This is a genomic window from Pseudomonas sp. FSL R10-1350, assembly GCF_009600525.1.
Lineage (GTDB): Bacteria > Pseudomonadota > Gammaproteobacteria > Pseudomonadales > Pseudomonadaceae > Aquipseudomonas > Aquipseudomonas helleri.
Genome location: NZ_WIVR01000001.1, coordinates 56,582 through 82,153, shown reverse-complemented (window position 1 = coordinate 82,153; position 25,572 = coordinate 56,582). Strand labels below are relative to the sequence as shown.

The following is a 25,572-nucleotide window of genomic DNA, read 5'->3' as shown; positions in this document are numbered from 1 at the left end:
CAGGATGCCGACATGACCCTATTACACAACAACGCTCACGCCTTGCCCGGTGCCTGCGTATGAAGCGCATGAACATCACCGTCGGGTCCAGGACCACGGTGGGCGGCGTGGTGGTGACGGGCTGGGACCTGATGACAATCAACGACCAGATTCTGGCCCGCGAAGGTGACAGCATCGAGTGCCCGGTGTGCGGCAGCACAGGCGTTATCGTGCTGTGCGGTCCGCGCCATGATGAATCACTGGGAGGGCGGCAAGCCGCGCTGGAAGGCGACTTGTGCCAGTGCCTGTGCCGCCCTGCGCCGCGACTGATCCCTGATCAATACATCAGAGGCCAGGTGTTGGGAGATGCCAGAGGGCCTCAACAGAGTTACATGGAGTATTTGGCTCAGTGGCCCGAATCGCCGGCACCTAAAAAAACAGCGCCCGCCAGTGCTGAACCCGAGCTGGAAGAAGAGGACGAAGAAGAGGAACTGGAGTCCGGCATCACCCTGCATGTGGGCTTGTTCTTCGATGGCACCGGCAACAACCAGGGCAACAGTGAAGCGGCGAAAGGGTGCCTGGCTATTAGCTTGGGTATTGGTGAACAGGAAGGCTCGGATATACGTCAGCATTGCGCGAGCTTTGGCTTTGACGGTAAAGGAAATTCGCCGGATAACAGCTATAGCAACGATGTCACCAATGTGGCGCGGCTTTATGACTTGTATCCGGATCATGCGGATACGCAATTGCCGCAAGGAACTGAAGAGGCGTTTCTCAGTGTCTACCTAGAAGGTATCGGTACAGTCACGGGGCAAGCTGACTCGGTCTATGGCCAGGCCAGCGGTCAAGGCAGCACTGGTATTGTGGCGCGAGTTGAGCAAGCGCCTGTCCTGATTTTGGAGCAGATTCGAACACTGCAAGACAACAATCCCGGCCTGATCATTTGGCGAATCGTTTTCGACCTGTTTGGCTTCAGTCGCGGTGCCGCTGCCGCACGGCATTGCGCCAATGATCTGGTGAAGGGAGCTGACAGTTTGTTGGCCAAAGCCTTGCCCGCCGGGTCACCCTTGCTGGTAGCCAGCTTCAAATGGCGCCACCGAACAGATTTCAACCTCAACTTTATCGGCCTGTTTGATACGGTGCCTGGGGTGGTTGCGCCTTTGAGCGGCGACTTTAGCCCGCACAACGCCAGTAACCCGGGCCTTGACCTGTACCTTGCGCCCGGCATTGCACGCCATGTGGTGCAATTTGTGGCGCGCCACGAATATCGTCATAACTTCTCACTGGTTCGTACCGACAATGACATCGAGCTGCCCGGTGTCCACTCCGATCTTGGTGGCGGTTATTTGCCTCTGGCCACCGAAAAAGTGCTGCTGAGTAAACCCCAGAGCAGTCAGGTGCCTGTCGACATGCCAGAAACCTCCACGGTCGCTTATGACCGAGCCCGGCAGTTGCTGGGGGTTATGCTGCCGGACCTGGAGCCCTATCTGCAGCGCTGGAGTATCGACACATGGGCGGTGGTTCTGCCTTATAACAAACGCCGTGACATGTTTGCCGAGAAACGCGTGTACGCCGCCCTTCGCAGTGAGCGGCAAGTGCATGGTCAGTTGTCACTGATTTACTTGCGGGCCATGCGCGAGCTGGGAATACGAAACGGGGTTCCTTTCGTATCCATTGATGATCGAAACCCTGCATTGGCGCTTCCTGCTGACCTGCACGACATTGCCATCAAGCTGCAAGCGTATGCCGTCGGCGACAGCTTTCCCGGACTGACCCATGAAGAGGTGGCTTTACTACAGCGCAAATACATCCACTTGTCAGGCAACTGGAATGCTGCCAGCGGCAAGAACAACAGCGACATTGAGGTGCTCTTTATCAATCGGCCGGCTGCGGGCGGTAAACGTGCGGTGCATCCCAATGAATAAATTCAAGTTGCTATGGGTGTGCGCTGTGTTTGGGCTGATGGTGGGCTGTGCCAAGGGCAGTAATGGGCTGCCCTATGATGGCTGGCGGCTAGGACTGTTCGCCCCCAACTACATGGAAGTGTGGATCGAAACCGCAGATGCGGTGGATGTGCGAGACCGTGTATTCAAACGAGCCATGAGCGGAGTAGCCGCTATCCAGACTCCTAAAAACCTCAAAGGGAATCCTCGCGGTTGGCCAAGTTATCCCGGTTGGGGTAAAGGTAAATATGTTTACGGGGCTGCTGTACCACGCCTGATTTATGTGCGCTGGCAATCATTGGTGGAGCCACAAACCTACGAGGCTTACATCGTGATCCCCGAACCCATTCAGCAGGCCATGGTCAAGCCTGAGAAAGCTTTTTGTGCCGCCGATGCCAAATGGATCACCGGTTACCGCAAAGGCGTGACCGTAGGGTTAGCACCCGGCGGTATTGCCAAGGTGTGGATTTCAGGCCCTTGCGTCAGGCCGATCGAAGTGACCAGGGTTCAGGGAGAAGTGGTGAAAGAAGGACCGTATGGCGGGAAGTCCGAAGGCCATCATTTCCCGCTTGGCGAAACGTCAAAAGCCTACATCGAAAAATACGGGGTGCCTTATGGCTCTTGGTAAAGGGCCGCCGCACACGCGCGGAGCATCCCAATGACTACATACAAGCTGCTATGGGTGTGCGGTGTACTTGGGTTGATGGCGGGCTGTGCCAAGGGCAGCAATGGGTTGCCCTATGATGCATGGCGCTTAGGGCTGGGAGCGCCTGATTATATGGAAGTTTGGATTGAAACCGCTGATGCAGTAGATGTGCGAGACCGCGTATTCAGGCGAGCCATGAGCGGAGTAGCCGCTATCAATACACCCAAAAGCCTCAAGGGCCACACGCGCGGCTGGCCCAGCTACCCCGGTTGGGGCGCAGGCAAGTATGTTTACGGGGCTGCTGTACCGCGCTTGATTTATGTGCGCTGGCAATCATTGGTGGAGCCACAAACCTACGAGGCTTATATCGTGATACCCGAAAGCATTCAGCAGGCCATGGTCAAGCCTGAAAAAGCTTTTTGTGCCGCCGATGCCAAATGGATCACCGGTTACCGTAAAGGCGTGACCGTAGGGTTGGCCCCCGGCGGTATTGCCAAAGTGTGGATTTCAGGCCCTTGCGTCAGCCCAATCGAAGTGGCCAGGGTTCAGGGCGAAGTCGTTAAAGAAGGACCTGATGGCGGTCGATCTGGTGGCAATTATGCCTTGCCCTTAAAACCAGAAACAAAAGCCTACATCGAAAAATACGGGGTGCCTTATGGCTCTTGGTAACGAGCCACCGAGGCGACGCTGCTGAGTTCAGCCGCGGATGATTCACTACGCGCCACTGGCCATGGCTTTAGCATGTCAGTGCGCGACAGGGGTCGTGTCAGCTTTCAAACCCGCCTTCCAGGGCGTGTATTCAATTCGGTGCACCAGGCTGGTCAAACCCGTGGCCTTGAAGCCCGGCATGGCGCTCATGTCGGTCTGTTTGCAGCGGGCGACCAGGGCGCGGAGTAAAACATCGTCCTGCTTGAACTCGGCCCGGCGCAGTACATGAGGGGCAAGGCTGGCCGCGCATTCCTGTACATGGCCACTGTTGTCGGTCATGACGATCAGGGTTGCGACACCGATGCTGTCGACAGGCAGCGGTGCGAACAGTTGCCGGTACAGAAAATCGTCTTGCGCCTTGGCTTGCACGGCCTCGTCCCGTTTGAGACGTTGCTCGGCGCTCATTCCGGTCAATGGGCCAACCGCTATCGGCGCCACTACGTTTGCAGTGCGCTTCTTTGGGTTGATTAATGACGATGGCAATTCGGGGAGTACGGCCGTCCAGCAGATCGGCAGCAAGTCTTTGGCCAGTTTTGCGTTGTAAGGGTAGAGTTTCGGGTCGAATTTGCGGTTGATCTGGGTGTCGCAACCGATCACCCGATTATGTTCATCCAGGGTGATTTTCAGATTAAAACTGCCACTGCGGCCCTCGCTATTGGCCAGATTGCCTGCAGGGCGCAGCACTCTGGTCATCAGCACTTCGTACAGTGCGCGTTGCCGGGGCTGTTCATTTTCCTGCGTGGGAGTGAGCGTAGTCGCGCGGGTATCCGTGGCAGTGGACTGGCAGCCCGCCAGCAGCAGGCCAGCAAGCGTGAGGGGGAATGCGCGTTTGAACATGACGATCCTTGTGCGAGAGACAGGTCCGGTCGAGTGTTTGTCGACGTTTAGCGGGCCGCAGTCTATCTCAGTCAGGATGCTTCATGCACATGAGATCTATTCGTATTTATGGAGGCGTAGCGTCATTGGCGTTTGAGGCCGAACGCGGGCCTGCAAAGCGGAGGCGCCTGAGCGCCTCCGGTTAACCGCAATGGATCAGAACAACCATTGGGCGCCGATGGAGTAGCCGGTCTGGCTGCCTTCATCGTTGCCCAGGCGGCCATTGATCTCGGCATACAGGCCCAGTTGCGGGGTGATGGCGAGTTGGCTGCCGAGCTGGGCGCGGCCATAGCTCTTGTCGACGCTGCCCAGGCGCGCGCCGCGTGCCTGACCGTCGGCGCGGCTGGTGAGGAGGATGTCATCCAGACGCCCGTCGCCCATTTCCTTGACCCAGGCGATGTCGCCGTAAGGTTGCAGGCTCATACCGGCCGGCAGGTCGAACGTGCCGCGGGCACGCCAACCGAGGCTGGCTTGCACAGAGTCGAAGCTCTGCTCTTCGTAGCTCAGGGCGGTGCGCAGGTCTTGTTTTTCGTGGAACGTGTCGATGCGGTAGTGGCTGTAATCCAGGCCTGCAAACGGGCCGCTTTTGAGCGCGCCGAAATCAAAGTCATAGCCGCCGATCACGCGGGCACCCAGGCTGAGTGCGTCCGTCTTGCCGGTCAGTTTCTGGCTCAGCAGCACAGGGCCGCCGTTGGCCTGAATCACCAGATTACGTTTGCTGTCGAACTGGGTAGTGCCTGCGCTCAAGTCACCGGCCAGCCAGAGTGGGCCGCCATCGTTGAGCAAGGCGTAGACCGCTGCCTGCCAGCTTTCGCTGTCGAGTTTGCCGCCGCGTTCCAGTTTGTCGCGCCCGTTCAGGTAGCTCAGGCTGGCGCCCACGCTCAGGCTGGAAGTCAGTTGGTAGTCGCCCAGCGCATGCAAGCCAAGACGGCGACCTTCGTTGAACGGGCCGCTGTCTGCGCTATATTCGCCATCGATACCGATTTCGCCATCAAAACTGCCGACGTCGCGGCTGGCCGCTTGCAACGTCAACCAGCGGCGATCCAGCAGATTGACCTGGGCCTGATGCTGGCGTTGCAGGTTGTCTTGCTGAGCGCGTGCGACCGCGCCGCCCGAGGCGGTGGAAGCCATCAAGTCAGCGTTGGTCAACTCCAGCACCAGTCGGCTGAGCAGTCGCGAATAGTCGCGCAGGCGCTGGTCGATGCGTTCCTGGCCGAAGGCGTTGGTGAGCACGGCTTCGTTATCTTTCTTCGGGTCATGCCAGGTCGAACCGCCAGGAATGGCCGGGTTATCGGTCTGGGTGTAACCGTCCAGATCCCCCAGTTCCCAGTTGGTGGCTTCGACGTAGAGCACCGGGATATTCAGCTTTTCAAACGATTCGCCATCACTGCAGCAACCGGTGCCAGCCGGGTAGGCGGCATCGAGGCCAGGGTTGCTGAACAGGTTGATGTTGAGCTCTTTGGCGAGCTTGAACGCGTGCTCACGCAATGAGGTCAGGCCCGGATTGCTGACGCTGTTTTTACCCGAGTGGGCGTACATCATGTCGCCGGTAATCAGACTGTCGAGGTTAATCATGGCCAGCATGTTCTCGCGCTGGCTGGCGCTCAAGCTGTTGACGAAGGCTTTGGAGCCTTGCAGGCCTTCTTCTTCAGCACCAAAACCAATCACTTGCAGGCCGTATTCGAGCGGTACGCCGTTGAGGTTACGAGCGATTTCGGTGAGCACGCTGGCGCCAGAACCGTTGTCATCCAGACCTTGCAGGGTCGGGCGGCCAAAGTACGTGTCGAAATGCGCACCGACCACCACGTATTGCGGCTTGCTGCCCGCCGCGTAGGCCACCACGTTTTGCGAGCTGCGGCTGTTACCGGCCCCCCAGGAAAAATCCTGGCGGCTGATGCTGTACGCATCGCCCATCTGGCTTTGCATCCAGTCGGCGGCACCGGCAAAGTTGGCCGTGCCCCGGTAGCGGCCGGGGTAGTCGTTTATCAGCTTATCGAGGGTAGTTGCAGCATGTTCGCCGTAGTTATAGGCATGGCCTTGGGTTGACAGCAGGGCGCCGGCAACGCTGACAGCGAGTGCGAGGGGTTTGATCACAACGTCTTCCTTGGAGTTATTAGAGGTTTAGCGATTTATCCTGTTGCAGGATGTGCGCCCTCTATTGGGCGTTTACGGCAGATTGACGCACTGTATTAATCCTTTGTCGCTCCTGTATAAACGGGCGCACTTTTTTGCGCCCGAACACGATTATTTAAATCAGGGCGTGACTCAAAATCGGGCAGGATTATGCGGCAGTGATGCGAAAAGTAGCACTGTGCTATCGGCTGTTCAGTCCATAAACGTCTGTAGGAGCGAGCTTGTCTCGCGATCTTTTGATCTTAAAAGATCGCGAGACAAGCTCGCTCCTACAGGGGAATACAACCTATGGCATCAATGCAATATCTGGCTCAAAAACAGCTGGGTCCGTTCTTTCTGCGGGTTGTCGAAGAAGGCATCAGGTGCGGCCTGCTCGACGATTTCACCTTTGTCCATGAAGATCACCCGGTCGGCCACGGTGCGGGCAAAGCCCATTTCATGGGTGACGCAGAGCATGGTCATGCCGTCTTCGGCCAGGCCGATCATGGTCTCCAGAACCTCTTTGACCATTTCCGGGTCCAGTGCTGACGTCGGCTCGTCGAACAACATGATTTTGGGCTTCATGCACAAGGCGCGGGCGATGGCCACGCGTTGCTGTTGACCGCCGGACAACTGGCCGGGGTACTTGTGGGCCTGCTCCGGAATACGCACGCGCTCCAGATAATGCATGGCGATTTCTTCGGCCTGGCGCTTGGGCATCTTGCGCACCCACATCGGCGCCAGCGTGCAGTTTTGCAAAATGGTCAGGTGCGGGAAGAGGTTGAAGTGCTGGAACACCATGCCCACTTCACGGCGAATCGCTTCGATCTGTTTGAGGTCGTTGGTCAGTTCCACGCCATCGACCACGATGCGGCCTTGCTGGTGCTCTTCAAGGCGGTTAAGGCAGCGGATGGTGGTGGATTTACCCGAACCCGACGGGCCGCACAGCACGATTCGCTCGCCCTGGTTGACGTTCAGGTTGATGTCTTTCAACACGTGAAATTGGGCGTACCACTTGTTGACGTCCTGCATCTGGATAATCCCGGCAGGGCTGACAGGGTGTTTGATTGCTTCATTCATCGCAGAACTCCTAACGCTTATGACCGGTGTCGAGCTTGCGTTCCAAATACATGGAGTAGCGCGACATGCCAAAACAGAACATCCAGAACACCAGGGCGGCAAACACATAGCCTTCAGTGGCCATGCCCAACCATTTAGGGTCGGCGGCGGCTTGTTTGACGCTGTTGAGCAGGTCAAACAGACCGATGATGATGACCAGGCTGGTGTCCTTGAACAGCGCAATAAAGGTGTTCACGATGCCCGGAATCACCAGCTTCAAGGCTTGCGGCAAAATCACCAGGCCCATGCTGCGCCAGTAACCCAGGCCCATCGCTGCGGCTGCTTCGTACTGGCCTTTGGGGATGGCTTGCAGACCGCCGCGCACCACTTCAGCCACGTAGGCTGACTGGAACAGAATCACGCCGATCAACGCCCTTAGCAGCTTGTCGAAGTTCATGCCTTCGGGCAGGAACAGCGGCAGCATCACTGACGACATAAACAGCACCGTGATCAATGGCACGCCGCGCCAGAACTCGATGAAGGTCACGCACACCACGCGAATCGCCGGCATGTTCGAACGGCGCCCCAACGCGAGCACGATGCCTAAGGGCAACGCGCCTGCAATGCCTACGGTGGCGATCACCAGTGTCAGCATCAGGCCGCCCCATTGGCTGGTCGTCACGCTGGTCAGGCCCCAATAGCCGCCATGCAGCAGGGTGAAGGCCAAAACCGGGTAAACCACCAGAAAGCCCAGCCCGTAAATGGCCTTGTGCGTGAAGCGAGAGATAAACAACGGCGCCGCGCCGATGACGGCCAGCCACACGGTCAGGTCAACGCGCCAGCGCAGGTCAGCGGGGTAGTAGCCATACATGAACTGCCCGAAGCGCTGCTGAATGAACACCCAGCACGCGCCTGACCCGGTGCAGTCGGCGCGGGTGCTGCCTGTCCAGTTCGCGTCAAGGATGGCCCACTGCACCAGCGGCGGCACTGTCAGGTACAGCAGGTAGAACGCCAGCAACGTCAGCAGGGTGTTGAAAGCACCGCTGAACAAGTGGGTGCGCATCCATGCGATGGGGCCGAACACTTTGTTCGGGGGCGGCAGGTCGGGCTTGAAATGATGAGTCGTCATGGCCGTCTCCTTAGCGTTCGATCAGCGCAATGCGCTTGTTGTAAACGTTCATCAGCAAAGAAATGCTGATGCTGATTGCCAGGTACACGCTCATGGTGATCGCAATGACTTCAATGGCCTGACCGGTCTGGTTGAGCACCGTTCCGGCAAATAACGAGACCATTTCCGGGTAGCCGATCCCGGCCGCCAATGACGAGTTTTTTGCCAGGTTGAGGTATTGGCTGGTCAGCGGCGGAATGATCACCCGCAGGGCTTGCGGGATGATGACCTTGCGCAGCGTCGGCCCCGGGCGCAGGCCCAGGGAGCGTGCGGCTTCGGTCTGGCCATGGCTGACGGAGGTGATGCCTGAGCGCACGATCTCGGCGATAAACGCTGCGGTGTACACCGTCAGGGCCAGGGTAAGCGCCAGCAGTTCTGGTATCAGCACCCAGCCACCGACAAAGTTAAAACCCTTGAGCTCGGGCATTTCCCACTGCAGCGGCGCGCCAAAAATCAGCGCGCATGCCCCGGGAATTACCAGCAGCAAGCCCAGCCCGGCCCAGAACTTATGAAACGGTTGGCCGGTGGCTTCAAAGTGTTGGTTGGCCCGGCGCACCATCAAGCCGACAGCAATGAGGGCAAGCAGCACGCTGCATGCAAAGGGCCAAAAGCCGTCAGCGGCCAGCGCCGCGGGCATGTTCAGACCCCGGCTGCTGACAAAGAAGGTGTCATTGAAGTGATGGCTATTGCGCGGTCCCGGCATGCTCAGGAACACCGCGAAGTACCAGAACAGGATTTGCAGCAGCGGCGGAATGTTACGGAACACTTCCACGTAAACAGTCGCCAGCTTGTTGATCATCCAGTTGGGGGACAAACGCGCCACGCCGATGATGAAGCCGAGGAGGGTGGCCAGAACCACGCCAATCACCGTCACCAGCAAGGTGTTGAGCAAGCCGATGACAAAGACTCTGGCGTAGCTGTCCGATTCTTTGTAATCGATTAAATGCTGCGCGATACCGAAACCGGCACTGCGCTCAAGAAACTCGAAACCCGAGGTGATCCCTCGGTGTTGCAGGTTGGTCTGGGTGTTATTGAACAGATACCAGCCCAGTGAAACGACCGCCACAATCGTAATGATCTGAAACAGCCACTCACGCACTTTGGGATCGCTGAAGCGCAGCTTCTGCTTGGGTGCGTCGATTAGGTTTTGCATGTAATGCCCCGGAAAAAACCAACAGAACATCGCCCGGCGATCAACCGCCGGGCGACAACGCATTCAACGATCAGCGCACAGGCGGTGCGTATTGAATGCCGCCGTTGTTCCACAGTGCGTTCAGCCCGCGGTCAATTTGCAGAGGGCTGCCTTTGCCCAGGTTTCTCTCAAAGACTTCGCCGTAGTTGCCGACTTGTTTGACGATCTGCACCACCCAGTCCTTGCGCAACTTCAGGTCTTTGCCGTATTCGCCGTCGGCACCCAGCAGGCGGGCTACGTCGGGGTTCTTGCTGGTCTTGGCTTGAGCTTCCACGTTCTTCGACGTAATGCCCGCTTCTTCAGCGTTGAGCATGGCGTAACCCACCCAGCGCACGATGGCCAGCCAGTCGTCGTCACCGTTGCGCACAATTGGGCCCAGCGGCTCTTTGGAAATGGTTTCTGGCAGGACGACATAATCCTCAGGGTGGGCCAGTTTGCTGCGCTGTGCGTAGAGTTGGGACTTGTCGGAACTCAGCACGTCACAGCGGCCGGACTCCAGCGACTTGGCGCTTTCATCGGAGGTGTCGAAGGTGATCGGGCTGTACTTCAGCTTATTAGCGCGAAAGTAGTCGGATACGTTCAGCTCGGTAGTGGTCCCGGCGAGGATGCACAGGGTTGCTCCGTCCAGCTCCTTGGCACTTTTTACACCGAGCTTTTTGTTGACCAAAAAACCAACGCCGTCGTAATAGGCGATAAACCCCGGGAATTTCATGCCCATCCCTGCATCGCGGGAGCTGGTCATGGTGGTGTTGCGCGACAAGATGTCGATTTCGCCCGATTGCAGGGCAGTGAAGCGCTCCTTGGCATTCAACTGGCTGAATTTGACCTTGCTGGCGTCACCAAACACGGCGGCAGCCACCGCGCGGCAGACGTCAGCGTCGATCCCCAGGATCTTGCCGTGGGCATCCGGTACCGAGAAGCCCGGTAAACCATCGGAGACGCCGCATTGGATAAACCCTTTCTTCTGGATGGCGTCCAGCGTGGCGCCCGCCGAGGCGCCACTGGCAAGACCCATCAGGGACGTGGCGGCGAGTGTGAGCCCAGCAAGTTTCAATCTATTCATTCCAATGCCTCAAGTGATGTTTCATTGTTGTTATCGGATGCTTGAGTGTCTTCGCGTTCAAATAAGTGTTGAGCGAAGTAAGTGCCAGTCTCATTAAATGGTCGGCACTAAGTCGATGAAGCTTTAAATGGGCTAACCAAGAGCGTTTTTTATAAACAGCCTTTAATAGTGTTTTTTATTCACAGGTAGGCCAGAGAGCGTCGATGCCCTTGCTTGAATAAGTTCTTGAACCAAGGAGGCCCACACTAAACCTTGTGTTGTTCCTCCGGCATAAGTTGCCCCGGCGGCAACACGATTAAATGCACACCAATGCACAATCGACAGGCCATCTTGAGTACCGGGCCGGGCGCATTCAATGATCTGTAAGTTGTCACTTTCGATCGCCTTGGCATAGGCGTTTGGGAAATGCCGGGCAACAGCGGCCAGGCAGGCGGCGAGTATGTGTTGTTTGTCCGCCGGGCTTGCATCGGGTGGCACCTGGCCGCCGGAGACAAGAATGTGGCCTGCGTCCAGGCGGCAATTCATGACGCCGATTGGCAACGCGTAGTGCAACTTGACCCCGCGCAGGTCGGCGCCTTCGTTGCCGACAGCGATCAATTTGAAAAACCAGCCGGTGATCGGTAATACGTCTGGTTGCTCAACGCCCATGGCGGTGACGACGAAGTGCTCTCTGCTCAGTTCGGTCATTTGCCCCCGGCTCAGACGCTGGGGCCGGAACTGAACCCCGGCGCGCTGCAAAAGCGTCACCAGCTCGGCCATCACCTCGACAAACGCCAGCTCGTATCCCGATACCTCAATGGCGCGGCTGATCCCGGGCATTGCATACCTGGCCTCAAATTGCTGCTGGCTGATCTCCAGCAACTCGCCACCCGGCCTGCCACTCGGCCAAGGTGAACGTTCAATCGCGCATTGCTCGCCAATTGCTGCGTCTGCGCCTTCGTCTCCTTCTCGATAGGCCCGCACAATCCCTGCCTTGGCGAAAGGGCGCAGTGACGGGTTGTCGGCCAGGAGCTTTTCAAACAGCTCGATGCCTGCGCGATTGCACGCAATGGCCAAGTGTTGATTGGCGGGCAGCAAGTAGTCGTTATGCAGCGGCTTTGCCGCCGTCTCCGTTGCAGACAGATGGCGCATATTGACGTTCTTGTGACTGGCGCCATCGCTCTCCTGATCCCCGCCGTAAACCGTGACCTGATAATTCGCCAAGCGGCACATCACCGCCTGGAGCAGGCCGTTGATCCCTCTACCGATGATCGACACGCAGGGCGCACCGGCTTCAACCGGTTTGGTCGGGATCATCAATGAGCGGGCACATTGGCGCCTGACCAGGCCGCGCAAGGCGGTGAGGCTCAGTTGCACGCAGACGGCATAGTCAAGGTCGCGATGGCAGGCTTCGGTGGTTGCCGCCTGCGTCGTCAGCGTCGCCGGCTTGCACCACGTTGAGGTGCTACAACCGAGCGCCAGGGTGCGCAGACGAAAGGCATCCAGTGTTGCGGGCCCGTAGTCGACGATCAACTGGATGCCTTGAGCCTTTGCCAGAGCCTGCAACGCCGCATCGCTGAACACCTGCGGTTTGGCGACACAGACCACACGGGCCTGGGGGTTCAGGCTCTCAATGAGGGCACGGTCAATGCGCTGGGTGGAGTCGTCATTCAGCGACAAACAGATCGCAACAGCGTTCGCCCCTTGCAGTGCTTCAAGCCAGTCAGCGACAAATGAGACCCGGTTGACCGGTGTTGGCGTTTGGCCTGGGCGCACTAACACCGTGATCCGGATGTCCGGGTTTTGCTCAAGCAACAGGTTAACCAGGGCTTTGCCGACATTGCCGTAGCCGAGCACGCAAACAGCCTGTGCTGTGCCGCCATCGGCCAGTGTCAGCCAGTGGGCGATATAGGCCGCTACATGCGGCGCGTTGACCCCCGGCGTATTGATCACCCGGACATGGTTGGGCGCACACAGGTCCAGTCGCACTTTATCCAGGCTCGAGCCTCTGCGAATCAGCACAAGATCGCCGAATGGGTGGCACGTTCGCCACAGGTCAATGACCTCGGCATCAATGCTTTGATCCCCGACAACGAGGGTTGACGGGCGCAGCAGTGCGATCTGTATCAGCAGTGTTTGTTTGGTTAATGTCGGGGGCAGAAAAATGACATTACTGGGCGCATCGGCTTTCCAGCCACTGGACACTGGTGCGATATGTAATATGTTTTCGGTAGTGGCAATCAGTGATGCAGCAACTGGCGGAACGCAAGAGAGCCTCATGGCGTTATCTCCAACACTTCTGACCTGTTAATGCCTCACGCAGAGGCACTTAATAAAGTTGGCGTTGCAACAGTAAGCATGGGGTTTATATGAGGGGTGTTGAATACAGGGATTAACGTCAACGGACGTCGAGTGGACTATAACTAGCGTTCAAGGAAAGTTGGGCCGATAACAATATCTTGAACGTGATCATGATTAAGTCCCCTGTGATTTAAAAATGCGTCATCTAATTACCTCGGCAAAACTAGCAGTAACTAGCATCAAGGTCTGTAGGACGCTTCCTAAATTTCAGGATTACTTGATGTGGGTGTCGACTGCGACACCCACATGATCTCTATGGACGCCAGCCCAATTGGCTGGAGATTTGTTGCGAGGCTTCCATCAGTTGTTTGACGTAGTCCTGTTTCAGTTCTTCGCGAAAGCGAAAGCACGGAAAGGACACGCTCATGCCGCCGATCACATGGCCAAAGCGGTCCCTGATCGGCGCCGCCAGGCAGCGCATGTTGTCTTCGAATTCCTCATGGTCTTCGCCATAGCCTTGCTCACGCACCAACGCCAGTTCGTGCAGGTACTCATCAATGCTGGTGAGGGTATTGTCGGTTCGACGCTCAAAACTTTCTTCGCGCAGGTGCGCGAGCAACTCGTCTTCTTCCAGCCAAGCCATCAGCACTTTGCCAATCCCGGTGCAGTACAACGGGGCGCGGCGGCCGATGCGTGAGTACATGCGCAGGTTGTACTTGGAGTCGATCTTGTGCACGTAAACGATGCTGCCCTCGTCGAGGATGCCCAAGTGCACGGTCTCGCCGGTCAGCTCATTGATGCGCCGCATGCCCGGTTCGGCTTCGCGCACGATGTCCAGGTGGGGCAGGGCCTGGGCGCCCAGTTCGAACAGGCGAACGCTGAGGCGGTAGCGGTCTTCGGCATCCTGGACCACATAGCCACGGGCTTTGAGCGACTGCAAAAAGCGGTAAACCGTGCTTTTTGACATGTCCAGCTTTTGCGCGATTTCTGACACGCCGCTTTCTTCAGGGTGTTCGGCCAGGGTTTCAAGCACAGCCATGGTCCGCCCTACGGCCGACACCAGTTCATTGTTTTGGGTGGTGCTGTTGTCCATGGAGGCTCCAACACAATTAAAAAAAACAAGGATATACCCTGGCGAATCGAAACGCTGTTCCATTTTGCTTGACGGTGCTGGAATTAAGATTAGAATCGGCCACAAGCTAAAAAATGAAACGCCGTTTCGAAAACAATAATAGCGCTGCACAAGACCCTCTCTTACGGGTCTGCGTTGACGCAAAACACAAGGCGCGCAGTGATGACAGTAATGCTCGGGCATTGCCCACAGGCCGAACGATCCCGCCCCCTCAAGGTGGCGTTGATTGGCGAGTGCATGATTGAGATGCGCGGTGAGCCGGGGGCGACGTTCAGCCAGACATTTGGCGGCGACACGCTGAATGCAGCGGTCTACCTGGCCCGTGTCAGCCAGGGCAGCGCGATGGGTGTCGACTACATAACGGCTGTCGGTGCAGATGCTTTCAGCGTTGCCATGCGCCAGATGTGGCGCGATGAAGGCGTGGGTGACCAGCACGTTCGGGTGATCCCCGATGCGCTGCCGGGGTTGTACTTTATTCAGACCGACGACCAGGGCGAACGCCGTTTTGCCTACTGGCGTGGCGAAGCCGCCGCCCGCCGGGTGTTCGACGGGCCGCAAGCCGATGCCCTGCTCAGTGCGTTGGCCGATTATGACTATGTGTATGTCAGCGGCATCAGCCTGGCGATCCTCACGCCCGGTGGCCGCGAACGCTTGATGCAAGCCCTGAGCCTGGCCCGAGCGGCCGGTACGCGCATCGTCTTCGACAACAATTACCGCCCCCATTTATGGCCCGACGTACACGCTGCACGCCAGGCGTACAGCGACATGTTGCGCCTGACGGACCTGGCCCTGATCACCTGGGAAGACGACGCCGCGCTGTTCGGTTATGCCGATCACACAGAACTGTTTCGCGCCTATCAAGCCTTCGGCGTGGGCGAAGTCGCGCTTAAACGTGGCGCGGCCTCGTGTTTGATTCAGTGCGCGGCGGGGCACGTTGAAGTGCCCGCCGAACACGTACAGCACATCGTTGACACCACCGCGGCGGGCGACTCGTTTAGCGCGGCGTACCTTGCTTGCCGTTTGCAAGGTGGCGAGCCCGCACTGGCGGCGCGCTGGGGCCATCGGCTGGCCGCGCAAGTGGTGCAACACCCCGGGGCGCTGATCCCGCGCGCGGCCATGCCGACACTGAGCATGCCCGCATTGTCTTCTGTGGCTGAGGCTTGAGCGTATGAAAATTGTTGAAGCGCGGGTGATCGTCACTTGCCCTGGGCGCAACCTGATCACCCTGAAAATTGTCACCGACTCCGGCCTGTATGGCATCGGCGACGCGACCTTGAACGGCCGCGAAATGGCCGTGGTGGCATACCTTGAAGAGCACGTTTTACCCGCCTTGATCGGCCGCGATGCACAGCGTATCGAAGACATCTGGCAGTACCTGTATCGCGGGGCCTACTGGCGCCGTGGCCCGGTGACCATGACTGCGATTGCCGCCGTCGACGTGGCGTTGTGGGACATCAAGGCCAAGGCCGCCAACATGCCGTTGTACCAGTTGCTGGGTGGCAAGAGCCGCGAGCGGGTCATGGTGTATGGGCATGCTACGGGCAAGGACATCGAGGGGTGCCTGACCGAGGTCGCCCGCCATGTTGAGCTGGGCTACAAAGCCGTGCGCGTGCAGTGCGGGATTCCGGGCATTGCCACCACGTATGGCGTGGCCAAGCGCAGCGGCGAACGCTATGAACCGGCCGACAGCGACCTGCCCGCCGAGCATGTGTGGGACACCGCCAAATACCTCAATCATGTGCCCAAACTGTTCGCCGCCGTGCGCGAGCGTTTTGGCGATGACCTGCACATTCTGCATGACGTCCATCACCGGCTGACGCCCATTGAAGCCGGGCGTCTGGGCAAGGCCGTAGAGCCGTTCAACCTGTTCTGGCTTGAGGACTGCACCCCGGCCGAGAACCAGGAGGCTTTTCGCCTGATCCGTCAGCACACCACCACGCCGTTGGCAGTGGGCGAGGTGTTCAACTCGATTCACGACTGCCGCGAGCTGATTCAAGAGCAGTTGATTGATTACATCCGCGCCACGCTGGTGCATGCAGGCGGCATCAGCCATGTGCGGCGGATCGCTGATTTTGCCGCGCTGTACCAAGTGCGCACCGGGTTCCACGGCGCCACCGATCTGTCGCCGGTGACCATGGGCGCAGCGCTGCATTTCGACACGTGGGTGCCCAACTTTGGCATCCAGGAACACATGCCCCACGACCCGTTGACCGAGGCTGTGTTCCCCCACGCCTACCGCTTTGAAGACGGCCATTTCACCCCCGGCGAAACCCCGGGCCATGGCGTGGATATCGACGAAACACTGGCCGCCCAATACCCCTACAAACGCGCCAGCCTGCCGGTTAACCGCCTCGAAGACGGCACGCTCTGGCACTGGTAACACTCCGTTTAAAGCTTTTTGCGCGACTGTTTAATAACTATAAAAAATTGGGCGTCATGCCTTGGCAGGAGTTATCCGATGAAAGCGTTTCAAGTGAGAGCACCTTTTGAGTTTGGCCTGGCTCAGGTTGAAGTCCCGCAGGTCGCCCGTAATGAAGTGAAGGTCGATGTGGTCTACGCCGGTATCTGCGGTTCGGATCTGCATATCATTCACGGGCAGAACGCCTTTGTGCGCTTTCCCCGCGTCACCGGCCATGAGTTTTCGGGCGTGGTGCGCGAAGTGGGCGAAGGCGTAGAGAGCATCAAGGTCGGCGACCGCGTGTGCATCGACCCGGTGATCAGTTGCGGCACCTGCTACCCGTGCCGCATCAATCGGCCCAACGTGTGCACCCAGTTGCAAGTGATCGGCGTGCACCGCGACGGCGGTTTCAGCGAGCAAGTCAGCGTGCCGGCGAGCAATGTTCATCGCCTGCCGGACTCGATGTCCCTGAGCCACGCCGCCCTGGTCGAACCTTACTCCATCGCCCTCAACGTGCTGGACCGCATGCAGCCGCACCCCGGAGACAGCCTGCTGATTTACGGCGCCGGAGTGATCGGCCTGACCTTGGTGCAAATGGCCCGTGCATTGGGGCTGACCGACATTACCGTGACCGACGTCATTGATGAGCGCCTTGAAACCGCGCGCTCGCTGGGTGCTACCCGAACCCTTAATGGCAAGGACGTCGACGTTGAAGCGACCATGCGTGAACTGACCGAGGGCCAGGGCGTGCCGCTGATTGTCGATGCCGCCTGCATCCCGGCATTGATGCCGCAAATGGTGCGCCTGGCTTCGCCGGCGGGGCGGATTGGCCTGCTGGGTTTCAACGCCACGCCCACCGACCTGGTGCAACTGGAAATGATCAAAAAGGAACTCACCCTGGTGGGTTCGCGCCTCAACAACCGCAAGTTCCCACGGGTGATCGAACTGATCGCCAGCGGCAAGTTGCAGGTTCAGGAAATGATCAGCCACCGCGTCGGCTTTGATGACATGCCCGAGGCGATCGCCCTGATCGAAAACCACCCCGAGCAGACTCGCAAAGTGCTGGTGCAGCTCAACACCGCTCATTCCTGAACACCTTAGCTCCATGTGCCCGCTGCTGGGCACCCTCACCGAATAAACATAAAAAGCGGGAGGTTCCAATGTTTGGTCAAGGTCGTACGTTAATCATCATCATGCTGTTCCTGGCAGGCGTCATTAACTACCTGGATCGCTCGGCATTGTCCGTGGCTGCCCCATTCATCCAAAAAGACTACGGTCTGACCACGGGTGAAATGGGCATGATTTTCAGTAGTTTTTTTGTCGGCTATGCCGCCTTCAACTTTATCGGCGGCTGGGCGGCCGACCGCTATGGCGCCAAAACCACGCTGCTGCTGGCGATGGTGCTGTGGTCGCTTTTCAGTGGTTTGACCGTGCTCACGGTCGGCTTCATGTCGCTGGTGTTTATCCGCATTCTGTTCGGCATGGGCGAAGGCCCGCTGAGCGTGACCACCAGCAAAATGGTCAACAACTGGTACACGCCCAAGCAACGGGCGCGGGCGCTGGGTTCCTCCATGTCGGGCACCCCGTTGGGGGGCGCGATTTCCGGGCCGGTGGTGGGCTTCATTGCCATCAGCTACGGCTGGAAGGTCTCGTTCATCATCATTATGTTGATCGGCCTGGTGTGGGCTGCGGTCTGGTACAAGTTCGTCAAGGACAAACCTACCGGCAAGGTTGCGCAAGAGATTGCCGAAGGTGAAGGCCAGAGCGACATGGCGGCGCTGCCGGTGCATCCGCTGCGCTACTACCTCAAGCAACCGACGGTGCTGTTCACCTCGCTGGCGTTCTTCTCGTACAACTACACGCTGTTTTTCTTCCTGACCTGGTTCCCCAGCTACCTGACGATGGCCCACGGCCTCAACGTCAAAGAGATGAGCATCGCCACGGTCATTCCCTGGGTGCTGGGCTTCCTCGGGCTGGCGCTGGGCGGGTTTATCTCCGACTTCGTGTTCAAAAAGACCGGGCGCATGATGTTCTCGCGCAAAGTGGTGCTGGTCACGTGCCTGCTGGCCTGTGCGGTGTGCATCGGTTTCGCCGGTATCGTCAAAACCCTGTACCCGGCGGTCGCGCTGGTGGCTTTGGCGGTGTTCTTCCTGTACCTCACCGGCGCCATTTACTGGGCGATCATCCAGGACACCGTGCCCGCCGCACGGGTAGGCGGGGTCAGTGGCTTCATGCATTTTCTGGCCAACACCTCGGGCATCATCGGCCCGACCCTGACCGGCTTTCTGGTGCAGTTCACCGGCTCGTTCACCAGTGCCTTCTTGCTGGCGGGGCTGCTGACCATCATCGGTGCGGTGTGTGTGGCGCGTTATGTCCGCCCGCTGCCCGTCACTGACGCTGCCGCGCCGCCAACGGACACGGTTGTGCCGCGCCCGGCGCTGTCGCAGCCCTGAACCCCGAGGAGAGTCGCGATGCCTGTTGTTCAGCGTGTGCCCTCGGTCGCGGCCGAGGCCGAAGTCGGGATTGTGCATTTGGGCCTGGGAGCGTTTCACCGCGCTCATCAGGCGGTGTATGTGCAGCGTCATCTCAATCGCCACGGTCACAGCGACTGGGGCGTGTGCAGTGCCAACCTGCGCTCCAACCGGGCGCTGGTTGAGCAATTGCGCGAGCAGCACAACCGCTATGCGGTGGCGGAGTATCAAGACCGCGAACAGGTGACCTTGCGCGACATCACGGTGGTACGTGAGGCGCTGTTTGTCGGGGATGGCGGGCAGGAACTGGAGCAACTGTTGCAGCGCATGGCCGACCCGAACACCCGGATCGTCACGCTCACCGTGACCGAAAAAGGCTATTACCTGAGCCCGGCCAGCGGCCAGTTGCAGGTGCAAAATCCTGCGATCATTCACGACCTTGAACATCCGCAAACGCCGCGCACTGCGCCGGGGATTGTGCTCGAAGCCCTGCGCCGACGGTACGAAGCAGGCGTCCCGGCATTCACCGTATTGTGTTGCGACAACATGCCCGACAACGGCCAGCGCACCCGCCAGGCCGTGAGCGGTCTGGCGGCTGCACACAACCGTGAGCTGGCGCAGTGGATTGATCAGCAGGTGGCGTTTCCGGGCTGCATGGTCGATCGCATCGTGCCCGCCATGGACGCCCAGGCCTTCACCCGGTTGGCGCAAGAACTGGATTGCCATGACCCGGCGGCCGTGGTGTGTGAGCGCTTTAGTCAGTGGGTGATCGAGGACCACTTCCCCCAGGGGCGCCCAGACTGGGAGGTCGAGGGCGTACAGATGGTGGCCGATGTCCGGCCTTTCGAAACCATGAAGCTGCGCATGCTTAACGGCAGCCATTCGTTGATGGCTTACATCGGGCTGCTGGCGGGGCATGAGTCGGTGTTCGAGGCCATCAGTGACCCGGATCTGCTGCGCTTTATCCGCCGTTACATGAATGAAGAAGCGGCGCCGACTCTGGACATGCCCATCGGCATTGATGTGTCGGGTTATGCCCGCGATTTGTGCGCACGCTTTGCCAACGACAGCCTGCAACATCGCCTGCGGCAGATCGCCATGGACGGTTCGCAAAAACTGCCGCAGCGCTGGTTGCAAGGCGCCCGGCAGTTGCTCGATGCAGGGCAGCCCATCGACTGCATCGCCCTCGGCGTCGCGGCCTGGATTCACTACTGCACGCAGCCTGTGGCGGGCGGCGTGATGCACATTATCGACGACCCGTTGAGCGCCACGTTCGCCGATCTGGCCGGGCGTTTTGACGGCGCGGCGCGGGTCGATGCTTTTCTCGATCTGGAGCAAGTCTTCCCGATCGAGCTGTCTTCGCGGGGCGCTTTTCGCGAGGCCGTACAGCGGGCTTACAGCGCCCTGCAACACAGCGGTATGCCCAACCATTTAAAAACCTTTGCAGCACACAACGAATAACAAGGGAGACACACATGGAACAGACGTGGCGTTGGTTCGGCCCCAAAGACCCTATCTCACTGGCCGATGTGCGACAGACCGGTGCGACCGGTATTGTCACCGCCCTGCATGAAATTCCTAACGGCCAAGTGTGGCCGGTAGAAGCCATTGCAGCGCGCAAAAAAATGATCGAAGACGCCGGTTTGACCTGGTCGGTGGTCGAGAGCATTCCGGTGCACGAAGACATCAAACGCGGTTGCGGGCGCCGTGACGAATACATCGCCAACTACCAGCAAAGCGTGCGCAACCTGGCGATCTGTGGCATCGATATCGTCTGCTACAACTTTATGCCGGTGCTGGACTGGACCCGCACCGACCTGGCCTGGGAGCTGGAAGACGGCGGTTGGGCGCTGCGTTTTGATCAAACCGCCTTTGCCGCTTTCGACCTGTTCATTCTTCAGCGTCCGGGCGCGCAGGCCGAGTACAGCGCCGACGATATTCAACAGGCCAAAGACTACTTCGAGGCTCTGACACCGGCGCGCAGCGAAGCCTTGGTCAACACCTTGATCGCCGGGCTGCCGGGTGCAGAAGAACACTACACGCTGGACAGCTTTCGAGCGTTGCTGCGCACCTATGACGACATCGATGAAGCCAAACTGCGCGAGCACTTGGGGCACTTCTTGCGTGAAGTGATCCCGGTGGCTGAAGAAGTGGGCGTGCGCATGGCGATCCACCCGGACGATCCGCCGCGGGCGCTGCTCGGCTTGCCGCGCATTCTCTCGACGGCCCAGGACGCGCAATGGTTGCTCGACGCGGCGCCAAGCCCGGCCAATGGGTTGACCTTTTGCACCGGCTCTTATGGTGTGCGCGAAGACAACGACCTGGTGGCGATGGCCAAGCAATTTGCGCCGTTCATTTACTTCACCCACCTGCGCTCGACCCGCCGCGAGGCTGACCCGCGAAGCTTCCATGAAGCCCACCACCTGGGCGGCGACGTCGACATGGTTGGCGTGATTGGCGCGCTGGTTGAAGAAGAACTGCGCCGTGAGCGCGACGGCGGCCCGCGCCTGCCACTGCGCCCGGACCACGGCCACCAGCTACTGGACGACCAGCACCGCAAGAGCAACCCCGGTTACTCCTTGATCGGCCGCCTCAAAGGGCTGGCGGAAATACGCGGTGTTGAACTGGCAATGCGTCAACAACTGAGCTGACATAACCCTGCTCCTACACACATACAGTTCACTCTGTGGGAGCGGGCTTGCTCGCGATGGTCGTTAACGATGACGCGTATTTGCCGAACAGACGGGGCGTTCTGAAGCCCATCGCGAGCAAGCCCGCTCCCACCCTTGAGCAGTTTTTGTGCCGTACAGGATCAATACGCAAAAGCACTGCGGTGCTTTTGCACAAACGCTTCCCAGCGCACAGGCTGGCGGCCGGTAATGGCCGTGAAGTTGTCGAACGTGTCCTGGGCACCCGGGATGCTGTTGGCGGCCATGCGTTTAAAGTTGTCATACACGCAACTCATGTACGCCATCTCGGCACCGGCTGCACGCATGTTTTCCAGGAACACTTCGGGTGGCTGGGCGTCGTAGCGAAACGGCTGGCCCAATACCCGCGTCATGATGGTGGCCACGTCACCGTACGATTGCACGTCGTAACCCAAGCGATAGGTTTGGCCAGCGTGTCTGTCCGGGTGCAACAGCGCTTGTGCGGCCACGCGGGCAACGTCTTCGCCATCGACCCAACTGAACGGCGTATCGCCGGTGTATTGCTCAATCACCCCGGATTTCACCGCTTGAGTCCCGTCATAGCTCAGCAGGTTTTGCATAAAGCACTCAGGGCGCAAGTGGGTGAACGAAAAACCCGACCATTCAATGTACCGCTCCACCAACTGGTGCCAGGCCTAATGCCCGATGCTGGCGTCGTCACGGCCACAGGCGCCCAAATGCACGATGTGCTGCACCCCGGCTTTTTTCGCCTGGTCCACAAACACTTTGCTCTGGCGCAGCATGTCGACGGTGTAGCCGGTCACCAGCAAGACCCGGTCGATGCCCTGTAAGGCGGGCGCCAGGGTTTGTTCTTTATCAAAATCCATGATCACGCTGCGGATGCCTTGCGCCTCGAACGGTTTGGCCTTGGCGGTTGAGCGCACTGCCGCGACCAAGGTGATGCTGTCGTCGTCCTGCAACAGGCGCAGCGTGTCACCGCCGATCTGGCCCGTGGCGCCGGTGATTAAAACGGTGGGTTTTTGCGAGGTCATAAAAGCGCCTGTGGGTTGAGTAAAGTCGTGGCGCTGAGCTTACTGGGGAAATAGGGGCGTATTTACGATACCTTTTACCGAATTAAGTGAACTGATTTCATCAATAAGAGGCCGTCATGTTTTCTTCCGAGCGCTTGAAGGGTATCGATGTGTTTGTCTGCGTCAGCGACTCGGGCAGTTTCAAGGCGGCAGCCGAGCGCATGAACCTCACCGCGTCTGCGGTCAGCAAAGGCATCGCACGGCTGGAAAGCCGCTTGCAGGTGCGGCTGTTCAATCGCACCACCCGGCGCCTGGCCCTGACCGATGCGGGCACGGCGTTTTATCGCACGTGCACGGCCGTGCTGGCGGATCTGGAAGAAGCCGAACTGACGCTGCACGCCGACTCAGCGCAGCCGCGCGGGCGTATTCGCATCGACCTGCCCGCCGCTTTTGGGCGCTTGCAGGCGTTGCCGGTGGTGTTGGCGTGTGTGCAGCAGTACCCGCAGTTGCAGCCACACCTGTCGTTTTCTGACCGGTTTATTGACCCGGTGGAAGAAGACGTCGACGTGGTCGTGCGCGTAGGCGGCCCGGACATCTGGCCGGCGGCGTGGGGGCACCGTTATCTGGGCAGCGAGCGGCATGTGTTCTGCGCTTCGCCTGCTTACCTCAAACAACACGGCGAGCCCGTGACAGAGCGCGATCTGGAGCACCACGTGTGCGTGGCATACGGACGCGCAGACGGCACCGTCAGCCCTTGGCGCTTTGTGGACAAGCAGGGTGCCGCCATGGAGCGCCGGGTGATGTCAGCGCAGTACATCGTCGGTGATGGCGAGGCGCAGGTCATCACGGTCATGGCCGGTTGCGGGATCGCGCAACTGCCCACCTGGCTGATCAAGCAACAACTGGCCGAAGGCAGCCTGGTCGAAGTGCTTCCGCACCTGGCGAGCGAGGGGCTGGCGATTCATTTGGTGTGGCCCAAAAACCGTGACGCGCTACCCAAGGTCAAGGTGCTGCTGGATGCGCTGGCGCAGGGCTTGATGCCCGGCTTACAGCGGTAGCACCCGGTCATTGATAACGTTCTTCATCACCAGCGTCGACACCAGCCGCTGCACGTTAGGCAGTGAGGTGAGGTGCTCGTCGTAAAGGCGCTGAAAGGCCGGCAAGTCTTTGGTGATGACTTGCAGCAAGTAGTCCGGGTCGCCAAACAGGCGCTGCGCTTCGATGATCTGCGGGATCTGTGGCAACGCCGCCTCAAAGTCGGCAATGGCCTGGCGGGTGACTTCGCGCAAGGTCACGAACACGATCGCAGAAAAGCTCAAGCCCAGCTCCTTGGGCGCCAGCAGAGCGCGATAGCCCAGGATCACCCCCGATTCCTCCAACGCCCGCACCCGTCGATGGCACGGCGAAAGGCTGAGGCCCACGCGTTCTGCGAGCTCAGTGAGGGACAAGCGGCCATCGGCGTGTAGCTCAGCGAGAATCTTGCGGTCAATTCGATCCACGTGGAAGAACCTTCTAGGTTGATAGCGCTCTAGGGGGATAAACGAAAGATAATCCTATCAGCATTTCCCTATTCTTCTACGGGCTGCTCACGCTTCAAAACCGCGTGGTGTACACCCCTCCGGCTCACTGTAGAAGGTAGAACCCTGTGACTCTCAGCGTATTGGCCGCTTTTTGGGCGGTGTCTTTTCTGTTCATCATTACCCCCGGCGCAGACTGGGCTTACGCGATTTCTGCGGGTATGCGCGGGCGTCTGGTAACCCCTGCGGTGGCCGGTTTGCTCTCGGGGCATTTGCTGGCGACGGTGGTGGTTGCGGCCGGGGTTGGCGGGTTGGTGGCGAGTCACCCGATGATCTTGCGGGCCATGACCATTGCCGGTTCCGGGTATTTGCTCTGGTTGGGCATCAGCATGATTCGTCACCCCTCGACGCCCGAGTCAGGCAGCGTGCAAGTGGCCGATTCCGGGTTGCGCTGGGCCTGGAAGGGGCTGTGTGTCAGCGGCTTGAACCCCAAGGTGTTTCTGCTGTTTTTAGCGTTGTTGCCGCAGTTCACCGACCCGCTGTCCGTGTGGCCGATACCCGCGCAAATTGTCGCCTTGGGCGCACTGCACGCGTTCAGCTGTGGCGTGGTGTACCTGATGGTCGGTTTCGGCGCCAAGGCCGTATTGCAGACCCGCCCCAGCGCGGCGCAAAACGTCAGCCGCGTGTCGGGCGCGATCATGATCGTGATTGCCGTGGTGTTGCTGGCTGAGCAAGTGCTGCATTAAAAGCGTCTAAGCTCCTTCAACAACCTTAGGGAGGGACGCAACGTGACGACTGACACCACACCGCACGCGGTGGTTGAATTCTGGAAGCAGGCTGGCCCCACGCATTGGTTTGCCAAGGACGAGGCCTTCGACAAGCGCTTTCGTGAGACCTTCTACACCGCGCACTTTCAGGCCGCCAGGCGCGAGCTGGAGCATTGGGCCACACAGCCAGAAGGCGCGCTGGCGTTGCTGCTGTTGCTGGACCAATACCCGCGCAATGCCTTCCGTGGCACCGCGCACATGTTCGCCACCGACCCGCTGGCGCGTTTTTACGCCCGCAAGGTGATTGAGGCGCAGCTGGATCAACAGATCGAAACGGCGTTGCGCGGGTTTTGTTACTTGCCGTTTGAGCATTCCGAAGACGCCGATGACCAGCGCCTGTCGTTGGAACTGCATGAAAAACTCAACCCCCAAGACATCCGTTGGGCCAAGGAACACGCCGATATCATTGAGCGGTTCGGGCGTTTTCCTCATCGTAACGACGTCTTGGGGCGTGTCTCGACCGAAGAGGAACGCGCGTTCCTCGCCGCGGGCGGTTTTGCTGGCTGACGCGATGTGCACGTG

21 protein-coding genes and 1 pseudogene are annotated in these 25,572 nt (G+C 59.1%); 12 read left to right on the top strand and 10 right to left on the bottom strand.

What is annotated here, in order from left to right:
• Positions 1–59 precede the first annotated feature (59 nt).
• The 3 genes from GHO25_RS00365 to GHO25_RS00355 are packed head-to-tail and all read left to right on the top strand — an operon-like array spanning position 60 to position 3,237.
• Complete coding sequence (locus GHO25_RS00365; protein WP_153389567.1) at positions 60–1,904, top strand: PAAR domain-containing protein; 1,845 nt, start codon at positions 60–62, stop codon at positions 1,902–1,904.
• Positions 1,897–2,550, top strand: coding sequence for a DUF2931 family protein (locus tag GHO25_RS00360; protein ID WP_153389566.1), 654 nt, complete (start codon positions 1,897–1,899; stop codon positions 2,548–2,550). The genes GHO25_RS00365 and GHO25_RS00360 overlap by 8 nt, the downstream gene beginning before the upstream one ends.
• Positions 2,551–2,580: 30 nt before the next feature.
• Positions 2,581–3,237 carry a DUF2931 family protein gene (locus GHO25_RS00355; RefSeq protein ID WP_153389565.1) on the top strand — a complete coding sequence of 219 codons (657 nt, stop codon included), beginning with the start codon at positions 2,581–2,583 and terminating at the stop codon, positions 3,235–3,237.
• Between the two features lie 75 nt (positions 3,238–3,312).
• On the opposite strand, the gene GHO25_RS00350 is transcribed toward GHO25_RS00355, so the two are convergent.
• The 8 genes from GHO25_RS00350 to kdgR form a co-directional block, all read right to left on the bottom strand.
• Positions 3,313–4,113, bottom strand: coding sequence for a hypothetical protein (locus GHO25_RS00350; RefSeq protein ID WP_153389564.1), 801 nt, complete (start codon positions 4,111–4,113; stop codon positions 3,313–3,315).
• A gap of 195 nt (positions 4,114–4,308) precedes the next feature.
• Positions 4,309–6,246, bottom strand: coding sequence for an autotransporter domain-containing protein (locus GHO25_RS00345; protein WP_178109929.1), 1,938 nt, complete (start codon positions 6,244–6,246; stop codon positions 4,309–4,311).
• Positions 6,247–6,579: 333 nt separating this feature from the next.
• On the bottom strand, positions 6,580–7,344 hold the full coding sequence (locus GHO25_RS00340; protein WP_153389563.1) for an amino acid ABC transporter ATP-binding protein: 765 nt from the start codon (positions 7,342–7,344) through the stop codon (positions 6,580–6,582).
• A 10-nt stretch (positions 7,345–7,354) separates the two neighbouring features.
• Positions 7,355–8,452 carry an amino acid ABC transporter permease gene (locus GHO25_RS00335; RefSeq protein WP_153389562.1) on the bottom strand — a complete coding sequence of 366 codons (1,098 nt, stop codon included), beginning with the start codon at positions 8,450–8,452 and terminating at the stop codon, positions 7,355–7,357.
• A gap of 10 nt (positions 8,453–8,462) precedes the next feature.
• A complete protein-coding gene (locus GHO25_RS00330) occupies positions 8,463–9,644 on the bottom strand; it encodes an amino acid ABC transporter permease (protein ID WP_153389561.1) in 1,182 nt (393 codons plus the stop codon).
• A 70-nt stretch (positions 9,645–9,714) separates the two neighbouring features.
• Positions 9,715–10,698, bottom strand: coding sequence for an amino acid ABC transporter substrate-binding protein (locus GHO25_RS00325; RefSeq protein WP_228392755.1), 984 nt, complete (start codon positions 10,696–10,698; stop codon positions 9,715–9,717).
• 210 nt (positions 10,699–10,908) lie between these two features.
• A complete protein-coding gene (locus GHO25_RS00320; protein ID WP_153389560.1) occupies positions 10,909–13,005 on the bottom strand; it encodes an FAD-dependent oxidoreductase in 2,097 nt (698 codons plus the stop codon).
• A gap of 334 nt (positions 13,006–13,339) precedes the next feature.
• Entirely contained in the window at positions 13,340–14,119 is a 780-nt protein-coding gene (kdgR, locus tag GHO25_RS00315) for a DNA-binding transcriptional regulator KdgR (protein WP_153389559.1), read from the bottom strand.
• A 201-nt stretch (positions 14,120–14,320) separates the two neighbouring features.
• Between kdgR and GHO25_RS00310 the strand changes: the two genes are divergently transcribed.
• From GHO25_RS00310 to uxuA, 6 genes are all read left to right on the top strand, one after another.
• Entirely contained in the window at positions 14,321–15,322 is a 1,002-nt protein-coding gene (locus tag GHO25_RS00310; RefSeq protein WP_153389558.1) for a sugar kinase, read from the top strand.
• A 4-nt stretch (positions 15,323–15,326) separates the two neighbouring features.
• Positions 15,327–16,538 (top strand): D-mannonate dehydratase ManD, encoded by a 1,212-nt coding sequence (gene manD, locus GHO25_RS00305; protein WP_153389557.1) that lies wholly within the window; start codon positions 15,327–15,329, stop codon positions 16,536–16,538.
• 78 nt (positions 16,539–16,616) lie between these two features.
• Positions 16,617–17,648, top strand: a complete 1,032-nt coding sequence (locus tag GHO25_RS00300) for a Zn-dependent oxidoreductase (protein ID WP_153389556.1) — start codon at positions 16,617–16,619, stop codon at positions 17,646–17,648.
• A gap of 68 nt (positions 17,649–17,716) precedes the next feature.
• Entirely contained in the window at positions 17,717–19,009 is a 1,293-nt protein-coding gene (locus GHO25_RS00295; protein WP_048390173.1) for an MFS transporter, read from the top strand.
• Positions 19,010–19,027: 18 nt separating this feature from the next.
• The gene (locus tag GHO25_RS00290; protein WP_153389555.1) at positions 19,028–20,488 is read left to right on the top strand and encodes a mannitol dehydrogenase family protein; all 1,461 of its coding nucleotides are present in this window, start codon (positions 19,028–19,030) and stop codon (positions 20,486–20,488) included.
• 14 nt (positions 20,489–20,502) lie between these two features.
• On the top strand, positions 20,503–21,678 hold the full coding sequence (gene uxuA, locus GHO25_RS00285) for a mannonate dehydratase (protein ID WP_048390171.1): 1,176 nt from the start codon (positions 20,503–20,505) through the stop codon (positions 21,676–21,678).
• Between the two features lie 161 nt (positions 21,679–21,839).
• Here the strand turns inward: uxuA and GHO25_RS00280 are convergent.
• Positions 21,840–22,727 (bottom strand): annotated as a pseudogene (locus GHO25_RS00280) (SDR family oxidoreductase).
• A 116-nt stretch (positions 22,728–22,843) separates the two neighbouring features.
• Here GHO25_RS00280 and GHO25_RS00275 point away from each other — a divergent pair.
• Positions 22,844–23,764 (top strand): LysR family transcriptional regulator, encoded by a 921-nt coding sequence (locus GHO25_RS00275; protein ID WP_153389554.1) that lies wholly within the window; start codon positions 22,844–22,846, stop codon positions 23,762–23,764.
• Here the strand turns inward: GHO25_RS00275 and GHO25_RS00270 are convergent.
• Positions 23,753–24,205: an Lrp/AsnC family transcriptional regulator gene (locus tag GHO25_RS00270; protein WP_048367120.1), complete on the bottom strand. Its 453-nt coding sequence runs from the start codon at positions 24,203–24,205 to the stop codon at positions 23,753–23,755. The two genes, GHO25_RS00275 and GHO25_RS00270, sit on opposite strands and share 12 nt — an antisense overlap.
• 146 nt (positions 24,206–24,351) lie before the next feature.
• On the opposite strand from GHO25_RS00270, the gene GHO25_RS00265 reads away from it, so the two are divergent.
• Both GHO25_RS00265 and GHO25_RS00260 read left to right on the top strand, forming a co-directional pair.
• Positions 24,352–24,969, top strand: a complete 618-nt coding sequence (locus GHO25_RS00265; RefSeq protein ID WP_048367118.1) for a LysE family translocator — start codon at positions 24,352–24,354, stop codon at positions 24,967–24,969.
• Positions 24,970–25,011: 42 nt separating this feature from the next.
• Positions 25,012–25,557: a DUF924 family protein gene (locus tag GHO25_RS00260; RefSeq protein WP_178109928.1), complete on the top strand. Its 546-nt coding sequence runs from the start codon at positions 25,012–25,014 to the stop codon at positions 25,555–25,557.
• The last annotated feature ends 15 nt before the right edge of the window (positions 25,558–25,572 follow it).

Bases quoted from the DNA above. Each gene is read 5' to 3' on its own strand.
- GHO25_RS00310 (WP_153389558.1), top strand. From the start codon at position 14,321: ATGACAGTAATGCTCGGGCATTGCCCACAGGCCGAACGATCCCGCCCC.
- GHO25_RS00300 (WP_153389556.1), top strand. From the start codon at position 16,617: ATGAAAGCGTTTCAAGTGAGAGCACCTTTTGAGTTTGGCCTGGCTCAG.
- GHO25_RS00360 (WP_153389566.1), top strand. From the start codon at position 1,897: ATGAATAAATTCAAGTTGCTATGGGTGTGCGCTGTGTTTGGGCTGATG.
- GHO25_RS00275 (WP_153389554.1), top strand. From the start codon at position 22,844: ATGTTTTCTTCCGAGCGCTTGAAGGGTATCGATGTGTTTGTCTGCGTC.
- GHO25_RS00295 (WP_048390173.1), top strand. From the start codon at position 17,717: ATGTTTGGTCAAGGTCGTACGTTAATCATCATCATGCTGTTCCTGGCA.
- GHO25_RS00355 (WP_153389565.1), top strand. From the start codon at position 2,581: ATGACTACATACAAGCTGCTATGGGTGTGCGGTGTACTTGGGTTGATG.
- kdgR (WP_153389559.1), bottom strand. From the start codon at position 14,119: ATGGACAACAGCACCACCCAAAACAATGAACTGGTGTCGGCCGTAGGG.
- GHO25_RS00335 (WP_153389562.1), bottom strand. From the start codon at position 8,452: ATGACGACTCATCATTTCAAGCCCGACCTGCCGCCCCCGAACAAAGTG.
- GHO25_RS00365 (WP_153389567.1), top strand. From the start codon at position 60: ATGAAGCGCATGAACATCACCGTCGGGTCCAGGACCACGGTGGGCGGC.
- manD (WP_153389557.1), top strand. From the start codon at position 15,327: ATGAAAATTGTTGAAGCGCGGGTGATCGTCACTTGCCCTGGGCGCAAC.
- GHO25_RS00330 (WP_153389561.1), bottom strand. From the start codon at position 9,644: ATGCAAAACCTAATCGACGCACCCAAGCAGAAGCTGCGCTTCAGCGAT.
- GHO25_RS00290 (WP_153389555.1), top strand. From the start codon at position 19,028: ATGCCTGTTGTTCAGCGTGTGCCCTCGGTCGCGGCCGAGGCCGAAGTC.
- GHO25_RS00325 (WP_228392755.1), bottom strand. From the start codon at position 10,698: ATGGGTCTTGCCAGTGGCGCCTCGGCGGGCGCCACGCTGGACGCCATC.
- GHO25_RS00350 (WP_153389564.1), bottom strand. From the start codon at position 4,113: ATGTTCAAACGCGCATTCCCCCTCACGCTTGCTGGCCTGCTGCTGGCG.
- GHO25_RS00320 (WP_153389560.1), bottom strand. From the start codon at position 13,005: ATGAGGCTCTCTTGCGTTCCGCCAGTTGCTGCATCACTGATTGCCACT.
- uxuA (WP_048390171.1), top strand. From the start codon at position 20,503: ATGGAACAGACGTGGCGTTGGTTCGGCCCCAAAGACCCTATCTCACTG.
- GHO25_RS00340 (WP_153389563.1), bottom strand. From the start codon at position 7,344: ATGAATGAAGCAATCAAACACCCTGTCAGCCCTGCCGGGATTATCCAG.